Annotated in this window: 14 protein-coding genes; 6 read left to right on the forward strand and 8 right to left on the reverse strand. The window is 61.5% G+C overall.

Annotation, left to right across the window (positions count from 1 at the left end):
• Positions 1-35: 35 nt before the first annotated feature.
• Positions 36-1,430, reverse strand: coding sequence for a TrpB-like pyridoxal phosphate-dependent enzyme (locus I6E42_RS02205; RefSeq protein ID WP_235370219.1), 1,395 nt, complete (start codon positions 1,428-1,430; stop codon positions 36-38).
• A gap of 436 nt (positions 1,431-1,866) precedes the next feature.
• Positions 1,867-2,751, reverse strand: coding sequence for a DMT family transporter (locus I6E42_RS02210; RefSeq protein WP_235370202.1), 885 nt, complete (start codon positions 2,749-2,751; stop codon positions 1,867-1,869).
• A gap of 85 nt (positions 2,752-2,836) precedes the next feature.
• Between I6E42_RS02210 and sfsA the strand changes: the two genes are divergently transcribed.
• Both sfsA and I6E42_RS02220 read left to right on the forward strand, forming a co-directional pair.
• Positions 2,837-3,529 (forward strand): DNA/RNA nuclease SfsA, encoded by a 693-nt coding sequence (sfsA, locus tag I6E42_RS02215; protein WP_235370203.1) that lies wholly within the window; start codon positions 2,837-2,839, stop codon positions 3,527-3,529.
• 454 nt (positions 3,530-3,983) lie between these two features.
• A complete protein-coding gene (locus I6E42_RS02220) occupies positions 3,984-5,651 on the forward strand; it encodes an ammonium transporter (protein ID WP_235370204.1) in 1,668 nt (555 codons plus the stop codon).
• Between the two features lie 104 nt (positions 5,652-5,755).
• Here the strand turns inward: I6E42_RS02220 and I6E42_RS02225 are convergent, their stop codons facing one another.
• The 4 genes from I6E42_RS02225 to ilvA all read right to left on the reverse strand — a co-directional run bounded on the left by I6E42_RS02225 (position 5,756) and on the right by ilvA (position 9,346).
• Positions 5,756-6,481 carry a hypothetical protein gene (locus I6E42_RS02225; RefSeq protein ID WP_235370205.1) on the reverse strand — a complete coding sequence of 242 codons (726 nt, stop codon included), beginning with the start codon at positions 6,479-6,481 and terminating at the stop codon, positions 5,756-5,758.
• 39 nt (positions 6,482-6,520) lie between these two features.
• Positions 6,521-7,123 (reverse strand): recombination mediator RecR, encoded by a 603-nt coding sequence (gene recR, locus I6E42_RS02230; RefSeq protein WP_235370206.1) that lies wholly within the window; start codon positions 7,121-7,123, stop codon positions 6,521-6,523.
• 112 nt (positions 7,124-7,235) lie between these two features.
• Positions 7,236-7,880 carry a ribulose-phosphate 3-epimerase gene (gene rpe, locus I6E42_RS02235; protein ID WP_235370207.1) on the reverse strand — a complete coding sequence of 215 codons (645 nt, stop codon included), beginning with the start codon at positions 7,878-7,880 and terminating at the stop codon, positions 7,236-7,238.
• A 245-nt stretch (positions 7,881-8,125) separates the two neighbouring features.
• Positions 8,126-9,346, reverse strand: a complete 1,221-nt coding sequence (ilvA, locus tag I6E42_RS02240) for a threonine ammonia-lyase (protein ID WP_235370220.1) — start codon at positions 9,344-9,346, stop codon at positions 8,126-8,128.
• A gap of 178 nt (positions 9,347-9,524) precedes the next feature.
• On the opposite strand from ilvA, the gene I6E42_RS02245 reads away from it, so the two are divergent.
• The 4 genes from I6E42_RS02245 to I6E42_RS12680 all read left to right on the forward strand — a co-directional run bounded on the left by I6E42_RS02245 (position 9,525) and on the right by I6E42_RS12680 (position 12,972).
• Positions 9,525-10,256 (forward strand): 5-bromo-4-chloroindolyl phosphate hydrolysis family protein, encoded by a 732-nt coding sequence (locus I6E42_RS02245; RefSeq protein WP_235370208.1) that lies wholly within the window; start codon positions 9,525-9,527, stop codon positions 10,254-10,256.
• A gap of 9 nt (positions 10,257-10,265) precedes the next feature.
• Positions 10,266-10,472, forward strand: coding sequence for a hypothetical protein (locus I6E42_RS02250; protein ID WP_235370209.1), 207 nt, complete (start codon positions 10,266-10,268; stop codon positions 10,470-10,472).
• A 174-nt stretch (positions 10,473-10,646) separates the two neighbouring features.
• On the forward strand, positions 10,647-11,837 hold the full coding sequence (locus I6E42_RS02255) for a toxic anion resistance protein (protein ID WP_235370210.1): 1,191 nt from the start codon (positions 10,647-10,649) through the stop codon (positions 11,835-11,837).
• Positions 11,838-11,982: 145 nt separating this feature from the next.
• Positions 11,983-12,972: a TPM domain-containing protein gene (locus I6E42_RS12680; protein ID WP_268841843.1), complete on the forward strand. Its 990-nt coding sequence runs from the start codon at positions 11,983-11,985 to the stop codon at positions 12,970-12,972.
• 48 nt (positions 12,973-13,020) lie between these two features.
• On the opposite strand, the gene I6E42_RS02270 is transcribed toward I6E42_RS12680, so the two are convergent.
• Together I6E42_RS02270 and I6E42_RS02275 are read right to left on the reverse strand one after the other, a co-directional pair.
• Complete coding sequence (locus tag I6E42_RS02270) at positions 13,021-13,581, reverse strand: rhomboid family intramembrane serine protease (RefSeq protein ID WP_235370211.1); 561 nt, start codon at positions 13,579-13,581, stop codon at positions 13,021-13,023.
• Complete coding sequence (locus tag I6E42_RS02275) at positions 13,581-14,753, reverse strand: phosphoglycerate dehydrogenase (RefSeq protein ID WP_235370212.1); 1,173 nt, start codon at positions 14,751-14,753, stop codon at positions 13,581-13,583. The genes I6E42_RS02270 and I6E42_RS02275 overlap by 1 nt, the downstream gene beginning before the upstream one ends.
• Positions 14,754-14,895 lie beyond the last annotated feature (142 nt).

Here is a 14,895-nt window from a genome sequence, read left to right on the forward strand (position 1 = left end):
CGTTTCAAAACGGCGCGTCCTTTGAGGGATCACGGTTAAATGCCCTTGTTCTGAGGAATATCGGGCAGGGAGTCAAAGCCCTTTTGCAGGTCCTCGTCGGTGGGGATATAGTCGGTCATGGCGCCGGACAGGTAGGCCTCGTAGGCGGTCATGTCGAAGTAGCCGGTGCCGGTCAGGCCGAAGAGGATGGTCTTTTCCTCGCCGGTCTCCTTGCATTTCAGAGCCTCGTCAATGACGCCCTTGATGGCGTGGGCGGATTCGGGGGCGGGGAGGATGGTCTCCCGCTTGGCGAAGAGAACGGCTGCCTCGAACACGTCGGTCTGCTTGTAGCTGACGGCCTCCATGTAGCCGTCGTGGCACAGCTTGGACAAAATGGAGCTCATGCCGTGGTAACGCAGGCCACCGGCGTGGTTGGCCGAGGGGATGAAGCCGGAGCCCAGGGTGTACATCCGGGCCAGGGGGGTCACCTTGCCGGTGTCGCAGAAGTCATAGGCGTACTTGCCCCGGATGAAGGAGGGGCAGGAGGCGGGCTCCACCGCCACGATGCGGAGATCCTTCTTGCCCGCCAGCTTGTCAGCCATGAAGGGGGCGATGAGGCCGCCCAGGTTGGAGCCGCCGCCGGCACAGCCCACCACCACGTCGGGGTACTCACCCAGTTCCTCCAGGGCGATCTTGCTCTCCAGACCGATGATGGACTGGTGAAGCAGTACCTGGTTGAGCACGGAGCCCAGCACATACCGCTTGGAGCCGCCGCTCTTCACCGCGGCCTCCACGGCCTCGGAGATGGCACAGCCCAGGCTGCCGGTGGTGTCAGGGGTCTCGGCCAGAATCTTCCGGCCGGCCTCGGTGGTGTTGGAGGGGGAGGGGGTCGCGGAGGCGTCGAACACGCCCATGACCGCCTTACGGAAGGGCTTTTGCTCATAGGAGCACTTGACCATGTAGACGTCGCAGTCCAGGCCGAAGTAGGAGCAGGCCTCGGACAGGGCGGTGCCCCACTGTCCGGCGCCCGTCTCGGTGGTGACGCCGGTCAGCCCCTGCTTCTTGGCGTAGTAGGCCTGGGCCACGGCGGAGTTGAGCTTGTGGGAGCCGGAGGTGTTGTTACCCTCGAACTTGTAGTAGATCTTGTCCGGCGTGCCCAGGGCTTTTTCCAGCTCATAGGCCCGGATGATGGGGGAAGGGCGGTACATCTTGTAGACCTCCAGCACCTCCTCGGGAATGTCGATATAGGGGGTGGTGCCGTCCAGCTCCTGCTTGGCCAGCTCCTCGCAGAAGATGGGGGCCAGGTCGGGCACGTTCAGGGGCTGGAGAGTGCCGGGATGGATCAGGGGATCGGGCTGTTCCGGCATGGCGGAACGGAGGTTGAACCACTGTTTGGGCATCTGGTCCTCGGTCAAATACAGGCGGTGAGGGATCTTCTTGTTGCTGCTCATCATGATTTCTCCTTTTCTTTTGGGGAGAAGGGCAAACAAAAAAGCCCCTCGTCCCCGAAATTTTATTTCTGGGACAAAGGACTGAATACAGCCTCTGCGGTGCCACCCGGATTGACGTATGCTGATACGATACGCCCGCTCACTTTCACGTGCCCAACAGCACATGCTCCCCTGATAACGGGTGGAGTCCCCGTCTCGCTACTAAAGCCGCCGACTCGTTCGCTATGCCCTCGGAAGTCCATTCATACCGCCGTTCCCTGCCGCAATCCCACCGCCTGCGGCTCTCTGTGAGGTCCCGAGCCTGATACTACTACTCTTCCTCATTGGTTTTCCCTATCAACTTTGGCGACATTATACCGTCGGGGTCCGAATTTGTTAAGCATAAAATTTCCACAAAAAATCCGCCGCGGGATCTCCCGGGGCGGATGAGTATCGGTCAGGTATTTTTGGTTCGGACAGGCCGGTTCAGCAGGAGGATGGCCCCGAAAATGGCGGCCATGCCCAGCAGCTTGTAGGGGGTGATCTCCTCATGATAGATGAGGATCCCCAGCAGGGTGGCCACCAGGAGCTCCGCGGTGGCCATGATGGAGGCCTTGCCCGCCTCCGCGTGGAGCAGGCCCTGGGTGTACAGGAGGGAGGGGACCGCGCAGCAGAGCAGGCCGATGCCCAGAGAGCCCATCCAGAAGGTCCCGTTGGCGAGCAGGTCTGTCCGGCGGTACAGCCCGGAGATGGGCAGGGCCAGGACTGCGCAGAACAGGATGGTATAGAAGGAGACGGTGGAGGCGGGATATTTGGAGAGGGCGGCCTTGCTCAAAATGGAGTACAGGGCATAGCCGAAGCCGGCGCCCAGGCCGCTGAGCAGGGTCAGGGGGGCGATGGCGGTCTGTCCCAGGGGGAGCAGCCCGGTGGACAGCATGCAGCCCACAAAGGTGACGGCCAGAGCGGCCACCTTCACCGGGGTGATAGGCTCTTTGAAAAGGAAGGCGGACATGATCATCACGAACACCGGGGAGGTGTACAGCAGCACCGCCGCCACCGACATGGAGCTGGCGGAGATGGTGCTGAAATAGCACCAGTTGAAGAACAGCAGGCCGCACACGCCGGAGCCGAAGAAATAGTACCAGTGCCTGGGATCGATCTTCAAAGCGGGCCGGTCCGTAAACAACAGGTAAAGGAAAAAGACCGCGGAGGCCACCAGATTCCGGGCGGCCACGCCCTGCATGGAGGTCAATCCCAGGGAGGAAAGAATTTTGACAAACACACCGATGCCGCCCCACAGGGAGGCGGCGAGAATGATCTTCAGATAGGCTTTTTTCTCCATTCGTCTTGCCTCATTTTCAGAAATCGAATATACTGAACCAATACAACGACCTATATCATACCAGAAACCGAGAGGGAAAAACAAGATGTATTATCCAAATATTTGCTCCGGCACGTTCCTGGCCCGGCCCAACCGCTTCATCGCCCATGTGGAGGTGGAGGGAAGGACGGAGGTGTGCCATGTGAAGAATACCGGGCGCTGCCGGGAGCTGCTGGTGCCCGGCTGCCGGGTGTATCTGGTGGAGAGCGGGAATCCGGCCCGCAAGACCCGGTATGACCTGGTGGCGGTGGAGAAGGAGGTCCCGGCGGGGACGCTGCTGATCAACATGGACTCCCAGGCACCCAACAAAGTGTTCGGGGAGTGGGCCGCGTCCGGACAGTTCCGCCCGGGGCTTACGCTGCTGCGTCCGGAGACGTCCTATGGGAATTCTCGGTTTGACTATTACTGGGAGGCCCCGGAACGGCGGGGCTTTGTGGAGGTGAAGGGGGTCACCTTGGAGGAGAACGGAGTGGTCCGCTTTCCCGACGCCCCCACCCAGCGGGGCGTCAAGCACCTGGAAGAGCTGGCGGCGGCCAAGGCGGCGGGCTACGAGGCGGCGGTGTGCTTCATCATCCAGATGGAGGGGATGCGCTGGCTGGAGCCCAACGACGCCACCCATCTGGAGTTCGGCGCCGCCCTGCGCCGGGCGGCGGCGGCCGGGGTAGAGGTGCTGGCCCTGGAGTGCCATGTGACGCCGGACAGCCTGCGGGTAAAAAGTCCCGTCCCCGTGAGGCTCTGAGGCGGGCGAAGAAGCTGTGCGCTTCTCCTTACGGATCGGTTGAAAACGAAATGTCCCCGGAGGGACGGGGGAGAAGCGGCGTGATGGAGAAAACGGTCCGCAGCAGGAGGATGCTGTCAGTTTTTGACTGTATCCACGGAGGTATCCTGAAACTACGGAAGCGGTGAGCCACCGCTGGTATTTGCATTTTACACAAAAATTTCCTGCAAAAATGTACAAAAGAGACAGAGAGGGTACCGGGAGCATTTCATGGGATGTTCCAAAGTTGCCGTTGCCCCCTTGACAGGGGGGGCTTGGCGGCGTAAACTACGGCACAAGCAAGGGCGCTGTGGTCAAGGTTGACCGCAGCGCCTCCTTTCTTTCCGGTAAAGTGAGGGAGTTTCTTTCACGCAAAGACGCGTGCCCCGAAGTGTGTGCGGGGCCCGCGTCTAATTTTTTTAGGGAGAGTGAGCGTATGGATATGTCAGTATGGTTCCTGGTGGGCGCGGTTTTGGTGTTCTTCATGCAGTGTGGTTTCGCCATGGTGGAGACCGGCTTCACCCGGGCGAAAAACGCGGGCAACATCATCATGAAGAACCTGATGGACTTCTGTATCGGCACAGTGGTCTTCACGTTCCTGGGCTACGGGATCATGAACGGAGAAAATTACTTGTTCGGTCTGATCGGCATGCCCGAATATCAGCTTTTCACTGACTTCTACGCATTTGATTGGTCCAATTTCTTCTTCCAGTTGGTCTTCTGTGCCACCGCCGCTACCATCGTGTCCGGCGCCATGGCGGAGCGGACCAAGTTTGCGGCCTACTGTGTGTACTCCGGCGTGATCAGCGCCATTGTCTATCCCATTGAGGCCGGCTGGGTCTGGAACGGACAGGGCTGGCTGGTGAGCTTCGGCTATGTGGACTTCGCCGGTTCCTCCGTCATCCATATGGTGGGCGGCCTGTCCGCGCTCATCGGCGCCTGGATGCTGGGCCCCCGGATCGGCAAATACACCAAAAAGAAGGACGGTTCCCTGGAGGTCAACGCCATCCCCGGCCACTCCCTGACCCTGGGCGCTCTGGGCTGCTTCATCCTGTGGTTCTGCTGGTACGGCTTCAACGGCGCCGCAGCCTCTGACCCCGACCAGATGGCCCAGATCCTGGGCACCACCACCATCGCCCCTGCCGTGGCCACCGTGGCCTGCATGCTCTTTACCTGGTTCAAGAGCGGAAAGCCTGACGTGTCCATGTGTCTGAACGCCTCCCTGGCTGGCCTGGTGGCCATCACCGCTCCCTGCGCCACGGTAGATGCCTTTGGCTCTATTGTGATCGGCGCGGTGGCCGGCATCCTGGTGGTGATCGTAGTGGAAGTGATGGACTTCAAGCTCCACATCGATGACCCTGTGGGCGCTGTGGCGGTCCACTGTGCCAACGGCATCTGGGGCACCATCTCCGACGGCCTGTTCAACACCACCGACGGCCTGTTCTACGGCGGCGGTTTCTATCACCTGGGCGTCCAGTGCATGGGCGTGGCCGCCATTGCGGTCTATACCTGTGTGGCTATGTTTATCGTCTTCAAGATCATTGACGCCACCATCGGCCTCCGGGTCTCCGCCGAGGAGGAGATCATGGGTCTGGACATCACCGAGCACAACCTGGCTTCCGCCTATGCCGACTTCATCCCCTCCGCGCCCGGCGCCATCGGCGGCGAGGGCAGCTACGAGCCCGTGGACATCAGCGATCTGGCCCCTGTGCCTCTGAAGCCCAACACCGCTCTGGCGGCCGAGGGCACCAAGATGACCAAGGTGACCATTATCTGCAAGGAGGAGCGCTTCTCCGCCCTGAAGGATACCATGGCTGCCATCGGCATCACCGGTATGACTGTCTCCAACGTGATGGGCTGCGGCACCAAGCTGGGCAAGGTCGGCCAGTACCGCGGCGTCAAGATGAGCGTCAACCTCCGGCCCAAGATCCAGGTCGATATTGTGGTCACCAAGGTGGACCCGGCTCTGGTGGTAGCCGCGGCCGAGAAGGTACTGCGCACCGGCGACCAGGGCGACGGCAAGATCTTCCTCTACAATGTGGAGAACGTGGTCAAGGTCCGTACCGGTGAAATGGATTACGATGCCCTCCAGGACGACGATTAACGTCGTTGTCCGTTCCTTTCCTCTTTCTCTAGTCAAGAGGCCCCGCCGTGTATGCGGCGGGGCTTCTTGGCAGTTTAAAAGGCCGCCGGAAGGCGGCCTTTGGTTTACCGGAAACGGGGGGAACGGGGGAATTTGTAGCGGCACAGCTGCTCTGTGCATTGGCCGCACTGGAGGCGGCGGTTGGAGCCGAACCAAAACCGCTCCGGGTGGCGGCGGAGGCGGACTTCCCACACAGCCAGCACCAGGACTCCCGTCCAGAACAGGGACTGGGCGTACCAGTGGGGGACGCACATGAGGGGGGCGGCCATCATCCAGGAGCCCCAGGCGAAAATGCGGCAGTTGACGCAGCAGCGGTTCTTCATCAGAAAGGTCTGGAAGGGGCAGAAGAACAGCACGCACACCAGGTCGCACAAAAAGGCCAGGGCGCACAGCAGGGCAAGGTCAGGGATGTCCAAAACACCGCGGCGGTACAGCAGTCCGAAGGTCAGGTTGAGCGCCAGCCAGACCACGGCCACCTTGATCGCACCCCGGTCCTGCTGCCGCAGGGCCGCGCGCAGCTTGACGGCGTCATAGTTCGGTAGGGGGTCAAAGCCGGAGGGATACTGCTTGAGGCAGCCGGTGGTGAGTCCACTGTTGGGATTGAGCTGGACCAGCATGGAGGAGATGACCCCCAGCCACAGCAGCGCCCGCAGCCAGCCGCCGGGGCCTCCGGCGGTGAAGTCCAGCCATTGGGTGCGGAAACAATAAGCCCAGGCCACCAGCAGAAAAACGGCCAACCGGAAGGCGAAATCCCGCAGGTAGCGCCGGGCCATGGGAGTGGGCGGAGACAAAAAAACGCCTCCTTTCTAAGCTATGGGAGGTTCGGACGGTTACATCTCCCGGCGGCCCTCCAGGGCACGCATGAGGGTGGCGTCGTCGGCGTACTCCAGGTGGCTGCCCACGGGGATGCCGTAGGCCAGCCGGGTCACCTTGACAGCGAAGGGTTTGAGCAGCCGGGACAGGTACATGGCGGTGGCCTCCCCCTCGGTGTCCGGGTTGGTGGCCATGATGACCTCGGCCACGCCCCCGGCGGCCACCCGCTCCACCAGGGATTTGATGTGCAGGTCGTCGGGCCCCACGTGGTTCATGGGGGAGATGACCCCGTGGAGCACATGGTACAGTCCGCCGTACTCCCGGGAGCGCTCCATGGCTACCACGTCTTTGGGGTCGGCCACCACGCAGATCAGGGAGTGGTCCCGCTTGGGACTGGAGCAGATGGCGCAGGGACCGTCTCCTTCGGTGAGGTTCTGGCAGACGGGGCAGCAGTGAATGGCGGTCTTGGCGTCCACGATGGCCTGGGCAAAGGCGTTGGCCTCCTCCTCGGACAGGGACAGGACGTAAAAGGCCAGCCGCTGGGCCGATTTCAGACCGATGCCGGGCAGCTTGGCAAAATGCTCCACCAGGTTTTCCAGAGCGGGGGGGAAATACTGCATGGGGTGACCTCCAAAGGATGCACTGACACGCAGGGCGGGGCCTGACCCCGCTGTTCGTGGCAGCGCGGATATTATGAGCGGCGGGGGCGAGCCCCCGCCCTACCAAACGGATTTAAACACGCAGGGCCTGGATGGCGGCGGGGATATCGGCCGCGCCGTAGACAGCGGAGCCGGCCACCAGTACGTTGGCACCCGCCTCCACCACCAGGGGGGCGGTCTTGGGGGCGATGCCACCGTCCACCTCCAGCTCGCAGGCGGGGTTGTACTTCTCAATGATGGCCCGGACCTGACGGATAGTGTCCAGCTGGGACTCCATGAAGGCCTGACCGCCGAAGCCGGGCTCCACCGTCATCACCAGCACCATGTCCAGCTCCTCAATGTAAGGCAGGATGGCGTTGGCGGAGGTGATGGGCCGCAGGGCCACCGCCTTCTTCACACCGCACTCCCCCATGATCTTCAGAGCCTGGGCGATGCGGGTGGGGTGGTCGGCCTCCAGGTGGACGGACAGCAGGTCGGCCCCTGCCTTGGCGAAATCTTCGATATACCGCACCGGCTTGTCCACCATCAGGTGGACGTCCAGAAACATGTCGGTGCACTTGCGGATGGACTTGACCACCGGGATACCGATGGTGATGTTGGGCACAAAGGCGCCGTCCATCACATCCACATGGAGGTAGTCGGCGGTGGATACCTTTTTAATATCCCGCTCCAGATTGACGAAGTCGGCGGAGAGGATCGAGGGGGCGATCTTGACCATAACAGGTCCCTCACTTTCCAAAGAATGTGGCGGCGACAGGCCGGGGACAATTTGCTCCGGCCGCGCATAGGATACAGGGCGGAGAAGGGGAGCGCATGCCGCTCCCCGGGTGCCTCGGGACCGGGACCTGCTCCAGGCCCAGCCCACGGCCGAACCCTGTCCCGGCAGCCCGGACGGTCCGCCGCTTTCCGATAGCCGTCCGCCGGCGGGTCCCCTGCCGGCGGACGGCAGTGAGACGGCTGGGCTCAGGTGTAGAAATCGCCGGTGTCCGTTTCGGATACCTGGTAGCCCGCGTCCCGCATGGCGGCCAGGATCTGCTCCTTGTGGTCGTGGCCGAAGGCCTCCAGGGTGACCCGGAGCTCCACGCCGGACTGGCGGTTGATGTTGACGAACTGGTTGTGCTCCAGCTTGATGATGTTGCCGCTGTTCCGGGCCAGCACTTCGGCCACCCGCAGCAGCTCGCCGGGGCGGTCAGGCAGCTGGACGGCAAAGGTGAAGATCCGGCCCCGGCAGATCAGGCCGTGCTGGACCAGGGAGGCCATGGTGATCACGTCCATATTGCCGCCGGAGAGGACGGATACCACGTTTTTCCCCTGGCATTCCAGATGGCGCAGGGCGGCCACGGTGAGCAGGCCGGCGTTCTCCACCACCATCTTGTGCCGCTCCATCACGTCCAGGAAGGCCTCCACCAGCTCCCCGTCCTCCAGGGTCAGCATCCGGTCCACGTTCTTCTGTACATAGGGGAAGACCTTGTCGCCGGGGGTCTTGACGGCGACGCCGTCGGCGATGGTGGTGGCGGTGGGCAGGGTGACCACATGGCCGGCCTTCAGACTGGCGGTCATAGAGGCGGCCCCGGTGGGCTCCACGCCGATGACCTCCACGTTGGGGTTGAGGAGCTTGGCCAGGGTGGACACGCCGGCGGCCAGGCCGCCGCCGCCGATGGGCACCAGAATGATGTCCACGTCGGGCAGGTCCTGGAAGATCTCGTAGGCGATGGTGCCCTGTCCGGTGGCCAGGGTCAGGTCGTTGAAGGGATGTACATAGGTCAGGCCCTGCTCTTCGGACAGCTTTGCGGCCAGCTCGGCGGCGTCGTCAAAGACCTCGCCGTGGAGGACCACGTTGGCCCCGTAGTCCTTGGTGTTGTTCACCTTCACCAGGGGGGTGGTAGTGGGCATGACGATGGTGGCGGCCACTCCGGCGGCCTGGGCGGCGTAAGCCACGCCCTGGGCGTGGTTGCCGGCGGAGGCGGTGACCAGCCCACGGGCTTTTTCCTCCTCGGTGAGGGTACTGATCTTGAAATAGGCGCCCCGGATCTTATAGGCTCCGGTGACCTGCATGTTTTCCGGCTTCAGATAGACGTTGTTGCCGCAACTTTTAGAGAGATAGGGAGAGTGGATCAGCGGTGTGGGCCGCAGGACACCCTGGAGCACGCTCCGGGCGTTTTTGAATTGTTCAAGGGTCAGCATCATTGGGGCACTCCTTTAGTTGAAAAAAGTTCTGACAAAATCATACTCAATCTTTTCCCAGAAGTCAATGCAAAGGACCCGCACAGGGCCAAATTTCTTGACACTCCTGATGCTCCGGAGGTACAATAAATAAAATCACTTTGTGTTCAGCGGCCCGGAGGGCAACGGAGGAAAAAATATGGCCAAGCATGTAAAACGTTCTGTCATCCCCATCTATCTTATCGGCGTGACCTGGCTGGTCTATGCCCTGCTGTTCTCTCTGCATACGGCGGTGCAGTTCATTACCTGCGCTGTGGTGTCCCTGGTGGTGTTTGTGGTGGCCAAGGCCGTTTTCCCGGACAAGGCCTATGAGATTCCCGGTGAACCGGAGAAGAAGGCCGCGCCCAAGGAAGAAAAGAAGGCAGAACCCAAGTCCACCGGGAACCCGGAGATCGACGCCCTGATCAAGGAGCGGGACCGGGCCCTGTCTGAGATGCGCCGGCTCAATGAGAACATCCCGGATGAAAAGATCTCCGCCCAGATCGACCATCTGGAGGAGGTCACCCGGAAAATCATAGACCACGTGGCGGCCAACCCCAAGAAGCTGCCCCAGATCCGCCGCTTTATGGACTACTACCTGCCCACCACCCTGAAAATTCTGAACGTCTATGACCGGATGGGCTCCACCGGCATCTCCGGGGAGAACATCGACGCCACCAAGGCCAAGGTGGAGTCCATGATGGACACCATCACCCAGGCCTATGACAAGCAGCTGGACGCTCTATTCGGGGAGGAGGCGCTGGACATCTCCACCGACATCACTGTGATGGAGAACCTGCTGGCCCGGGAGGGCTTCGGCAGCATGAACATCAACAACAGCGCCAAGGACACCAAGGAGTCCGGCGGCGACGGCATCAAGCTGGAACTGTGAGGTGGGACCATGACCTGGAAAAAGTGGCTGCTGCCCCTGCTGTGCGCCCTGATGGTGCTCATCAACGGGGGACAGCTGGCGGTGAAATTGGCCCAGCCGGACCACGGTTCCCTGCTGGGCCAGGGCTTGATGGCCCTGTTCTGGCTGGCCTTGGGAGTGCTGAGCCTCCGTGGCGCTTTGGCCGGAAAGAAGGACGAAGAGAACAAGAAGGAGTGACCGGAGGCAGAGAAGACCGGTATGAAACGGGAACGCGAGCCCTGCACCGCTGGACATTTTTGGCGACGGTTGTTGGCGGTTCATTTGGGCACCGCTCCTGACTGCCGGTACCGCTGTCTTGTGTGTAATAAGAAAAACAATCAATCTGACGATATATATTAGGAGGAAACAAATATGAGCGATGAGTTGAACCTGACCCCGGAGCTGACCCTGAGCCCTGAGACCGCTACTGCCCAGGCCCCCGCGGCCCCCTCCCTGACCCTGGATGCCGCCGGCAGCAGCGCCCAGGCCGCCGCTGAGGCCGCTCAAAAGGAGCGGGAGGCCAACGCCGTCAAGGTGGACGAGTCCATGCTCACCGAGGCGGAGCGGAAGATGGTGGACGAGTTCTCCCAGAAGATCGACATCACCGACTCCAATCTGGTGCTCCAGTACGGCGCCGCCGCCCAGAAGAACGTGGCGGCCTTCTCTGAGAACGCCTTGAACAACGTGAAGACCAAGGATCTGGGTGAGGTGGGCGAAGCCCTGTCCTCCCTGGTGGTGGAGCTGAAAAACTTCGGCCAGCCGGAGAAAAAGGGGATCGCAGGGCTGTTCCAGAAAAAGAAAAACGAGTTGGAGGCCATGAAGGCCAGCTACTCCAAGGCGGAAACCAACGTGGACAAGATCGTCAAAGTGCTGGAGAACCATCAGGTGGTCCTGATGAAGGACATCGCCATGTTCGACCAGATGTATGATCTGAACACCAAGTACTATAAAGAGCTGACCATGTATATCATCGCCGGTAAGAAGCGGCTGGAGTATCTGCGCACCCACGATCTGGAGGACCTGCGGAAGAAGGCGGAAACCACCGGCGCCCAGGAGGACGCCCAGGCCTACAACGACTTTGCCAACCTGTGCACCCGCTTCGAGAAGAAGCTCCACGACTTGGAGCTGACGAGGATGATCTCCATCCAGATGGGTCCCCAGACCCGTCTGCTCCAGAACAACGACACCCAGATGCTGGAGAAGATCCAGTCCTCCCTGGTGAACACCATCCCCCTGTGGAAGAGCCAGATGGTGCTGGCCCTGGGACTGGAGCATGGTCGTCAGGCCACCGCCGCCCAGGCCGCCGTCACCGACATGACCAACGACCTGCTGAAAAAGAACGCCGATATGCTGAAGATGGGCACCATCGAGACGGCCAAGGAGGCCGAGCGCAGCGTGGTCTCCATCGAGACTCTCCAGCACACCAACCAGCAGCTCATTTCCACCCTGGACGAGGTCATGAAGATCCAGACCGAGGGCGCCCAGAAGCGGAAGGAAGCGGAAGCGGAACTGGGACGGATCGAGGGCGAGCTGAAACAAAAGCTGTTGGAACTGCGTGGCTGACCAGAAGCGCCGGATTCCCGAGCAGGGGAGATAAGACCGGAGCGGCCTTCGGTCACTTAGAAAACAGTAGGGCCCGATGCCCTCATCGGGCCGCTCCTGCCTGCAAATAGTCCGTGTATTTTTCCAATGAGTATTGAGGTATGCTATGAAAGTTTTCCAAAAAACCTGGGTGGCCTGGCTCGTTACCGCCGCCATGATCGCCTGTGCCGTGGGGATCGGACTGAGCAAGGGGAGCGGCAGCTCTGCCCCCGCTCCCTCCGGGCTGGACACCTCCCTGTCCACGGGAGCCTATGAGCAGTGGATCGGGGACTTCGCCGGCGTGCTTACCGACGAGCAGGAGAAACAGATCTGCCTGTACAACGCCAACTGGGACCAGCGGTACGGCAGCATCATCGTGGTGGAGACCCTGGCCGATACGCCCAATGTCAGCCTGGAGGAGTACACCTACAACCGGGCTGAGGAATTTGAATTGGGGGCCTATGATGGTTACTTGACCATCAACCCGCAAAACGGTGACGCTTATTTCGCTGTGGGGATGGATTATCCCCTGTCAGACAGCCAGGTGGGAGTCTACCTCAGCCAGTATCTCTATGACAGTGTGGCCTCCGGGGAGTACGGCAAGGGTGTGCTGACCCTGTTCTCCGCCCTGAACCAGTATTACCTGGACAATTACGGCGACGGTTCCGCCACTGTGGCGCGGCCCCAGTCCGGCGTGGGTTCCAGCATCATGGGATGGGTGATGCTGTTGGTCATCCTCCTGGTCATTGCCACCATTGTGGATAATCTGCGCTACGCTACCTACCGGCAGCGGTATTACGGCGTTCTCAATCCTCCGGTGGTGTTCCGCCCGATCCTGTTCTGGCACGGCCCTGGCTCCAGCTGGTACCGGCGACGCTGGCGGCAGCCCCCGCCCGGCGGATCTAAGGGCCCTGGCGGTCCGGGCGGTTTTGACGGCGGATTTGGCGGCTTCTGCAGCGGACCACGGCCGGGCGGTTCCTCTTCCCGGCCGGGCGGCTCCTCCTCCAGACCCAGCAGCGGCGGGTTCCGGGGCGGCGGCTTCAGCAGCGGCGGCTTCTCCGGCGGAGGCCGGGGCGGCGGCTTCGGCGGGAGCCGCGGGGGCGGATTTGGCCGCTGATCAGATTCCATACAAAAAGAGAAGGACTGCACCGCAGTCCTTCTCTTTTTAACGTTTATTCATTTTAAATCCCAGCGCCGCGCCGCAGATCCCCCCGATGATGTGGGTCAGCTGAGACACGTTGTCCTGGGCGGTGAAGGCGTCCACCACTTCTCCGCCCAGGTAGATCACCGCCACCAGAATCAGGGTCAGGGGGATGGTCCCCTCCTTCATTCCGGCCAGGGAGGACAGGACGATCATCATGAAAACGATGCCGCTGGCCCCCAGCAGGGCGGTACCGGGGAAGAAGCAGAACTGCACCAGCCCGGAAACCAGGGCGGTGACAAAAATGCAGAACAGCAGCTTTTTGGAGCCGTACTTCTCCTCTAAAGGCGGTCCCACCACCAACAGGAGGGTCATGTTGCCCATATAGTGGGCGTATCCCTCATGCCCCAGCACATGGCATACCATGCGCACATAGGTCAGTGGGTCGGACAGGGGAGCGCGGTAGACACAGAACAGCAGCGAGGTGGTCCAGCCGCCGGTGAGAGCCCCTAATACCAGCGCCCCCAGGGACAGAAGGGCAAAGGTGAGGACGACCGGGGAGTTGTACTGTACCCGCAGGCGCATCAGTGGTTGAGTACCCGGACCCGGATGACGCCGGGAATGGCTCGCAGTTCGTCGGCGGCTTCCGCACTAATGCGGGTGTTCACGTCCACCATGGTGTAGGCGTAGTCCTTCTTGGACTTGTTGGTCATGTTCTCCACGTTGATGCCGTCGCCGGACAGAACAGACATGATCTGGGTCAGCATGGCGGGCACGTTTTTGTGGATCAGGCAGATGCGGGCGATGCCGCTCCAATCCTGGGACACGTTGGGCAGGTTCACGGAGTTGGTGATGTTGCCGTTGAGCAGGTAGTCCTGGAGCTGGCGCACCGCCATAACGGCGCAGTTTTCCTCGCCCTCCGGCGTGGAAGCGCCCAGGTGGGGCAGAGCGATGACGTTTTTGACCGTGGCGATCTTGTCATCGGGGAAGTCGGTGACATACTTGGCCACCCGGCCGGACTCCAGGGCGGCGATCATGTCATCGTCGTTGACCAGTCCGCCCCGGGCCAGGTTCAGGATGCGGACCTGGCCCTTCATCTTGGAGATGGCCTCGGCGTTGATGGTGTCTTTGGTGGCGCTGCTGTAGGGGACATGGATGGTGATATAGTCGGAGACCTTGTACAACTCATCCAGGCTCTTCACCACATGGACGTGGCGGTCCAGCCGGAGGGCGGCGTCCACGGACAGGAAGGGGTCGTAGCCGTACACATCCATCCCCAGGTCCAGGGCCACGTTGGCCACCAGGGCGCCGATGGCCCCCAGGCCGATGACGCCCAGGGTCTTGTGGAACAGTTCGGGTCCCACGAAGGCGGACTTGCCCTTCTCCACGGCGGAGGCCACGTCTACGTTGGGGGTGTGGGCCTGCTCCTGGACCCAGTCGGCCCCGCCCAGAATGTCACGGGAGGCGATGAGCATGGCGGCGATGACCAGCTCCTTCACCGCGTTGGCGTTGGCGCCGGGGGTGTTGAAGACCACGATGCCGTGCTCGGAACAGCGGTCAATGGGGATGTTATTGGTGCCGGCACCGGCCCGGGCGATGGCCCGCAGACCGTCGGGGAACTCATAGTCGTGCATGGGGGCGGAACGGACCAGGATGCCGTCCTCGTTCTCTACCTCGCTCCCCACCTGAAAACGGGTCGGGTCCAGATGGGCCAGACCGGCAGAGGAGATTTTGTTCATGGTTTTGATGCGGTACATAAAGCATTACCTCGAATTAGTTTTATTGCGGTAAATTTTAGTTTATAGGGGTAGGAGATTTCGCCGCTACGGCGGCGAGTGACTTTTGGAGCCATCCAAAAGTCACCAAAAGATGGCCGGGGGACGGCCAGGCCGGCCTCGG

The sequence above is a fragment of the Pseudoflavonifractor phocaeensis genome, from assembly GCF_021531815.1.
GTDB lineage: Bacteria > Bacillota > Clostridia > Oscillospirales > Oscillospiraceae > Lawsonibacter > Lawsonibacter phocaeensis_A.

Coding starts and splice junctions, on each gene's coding strand:
- I6E42_RS02275 (WP_235370212.1), bottom strand. CDS start 14,753: ATGTACCGCATCAAAACCATGAACAAAATCTCCTCTGCCGGTCTGGCC.
- I6E42_RS02255 (WP_235370210.1), top strand. CDS start 10,647: ATGAGCGATGAGTTGAACCTGACCCCGGAGCTGACCCTGAGCCCTGAG.
- I6E42_RS02205 (WP_235370219.1), bottom strand. CDS start 1,430: ATGAGCAGCAACAAGAAGATCCCTCACCGCCTGTATTTGACCGAGGAC.
- I6E42_RS02220 (WP_235370204.1), top strand. CDS start 3,984: ATGGATATGTCAGTATGGTTCCTGGTGGGCGCGGTTTTGGTGTTCTTC.
- sfsA (WP_235370203.1), top strand. CDS start 2,837: ATGTATTATCCAAATATTTGCTCCGGCACGTTCCTGGCCCGGCCCAAC.
- I6E42_RS02250 (WP_235370209.1), top strand. CDS start 10,266: ATGACCTGGAAAAAGTGGCTGCTGCCCCTGCTGTGCGCCCTGATGGTG.
- I6E42_RS02210 (WP_235370202.1), bottom strand. CDS start 2,751: ATGGAGAAAAAAGCCTATCTGAAGATCATTCTCGCCGCCTCCCTGTGG.
- ilvA (WP_235370220.1), bottom strand. CDS start 9,346: ATGCTGACCCTTGAACAATTCAAAAACGCCCGGAGCGTGCTCCAGGGT.
- recR (WP_235370206.1), bottom strand. CDS start 7,123: ATGCAGTATTTCCCCCCCGCTCTGGAAAACCTGGTGGAGCATTTTGCC.
- rpe (WP_235370207.1), bottom strand. CDS start 7,880: ATGGTCAAGATCGCCCCCTCGATCCTCTCCGCCGACTTCGTCAATCTG.
- I6E42_RS02270 (WP_235370211.1), bottom strand. CDS start 13,581: ATGCGCCTGCGGGTACAGTACAACTCCCCGGTCGTCCTCACCTTTGCC.
- I6E42_RS12680 (WP_268841843.1), top strand. CDS start 11,983: ATGAAAGTTTTCCAAAAAACCTGGGTGGCCTGGCTCGTTACCGCCGCC.
- I6E42_RS02245 (WP_235370208.1), top strand. CDS start 9,525: ATGGCCAAGCATGTAAAACGTTCTGTCATCCCCATCTATCTTATCGGC.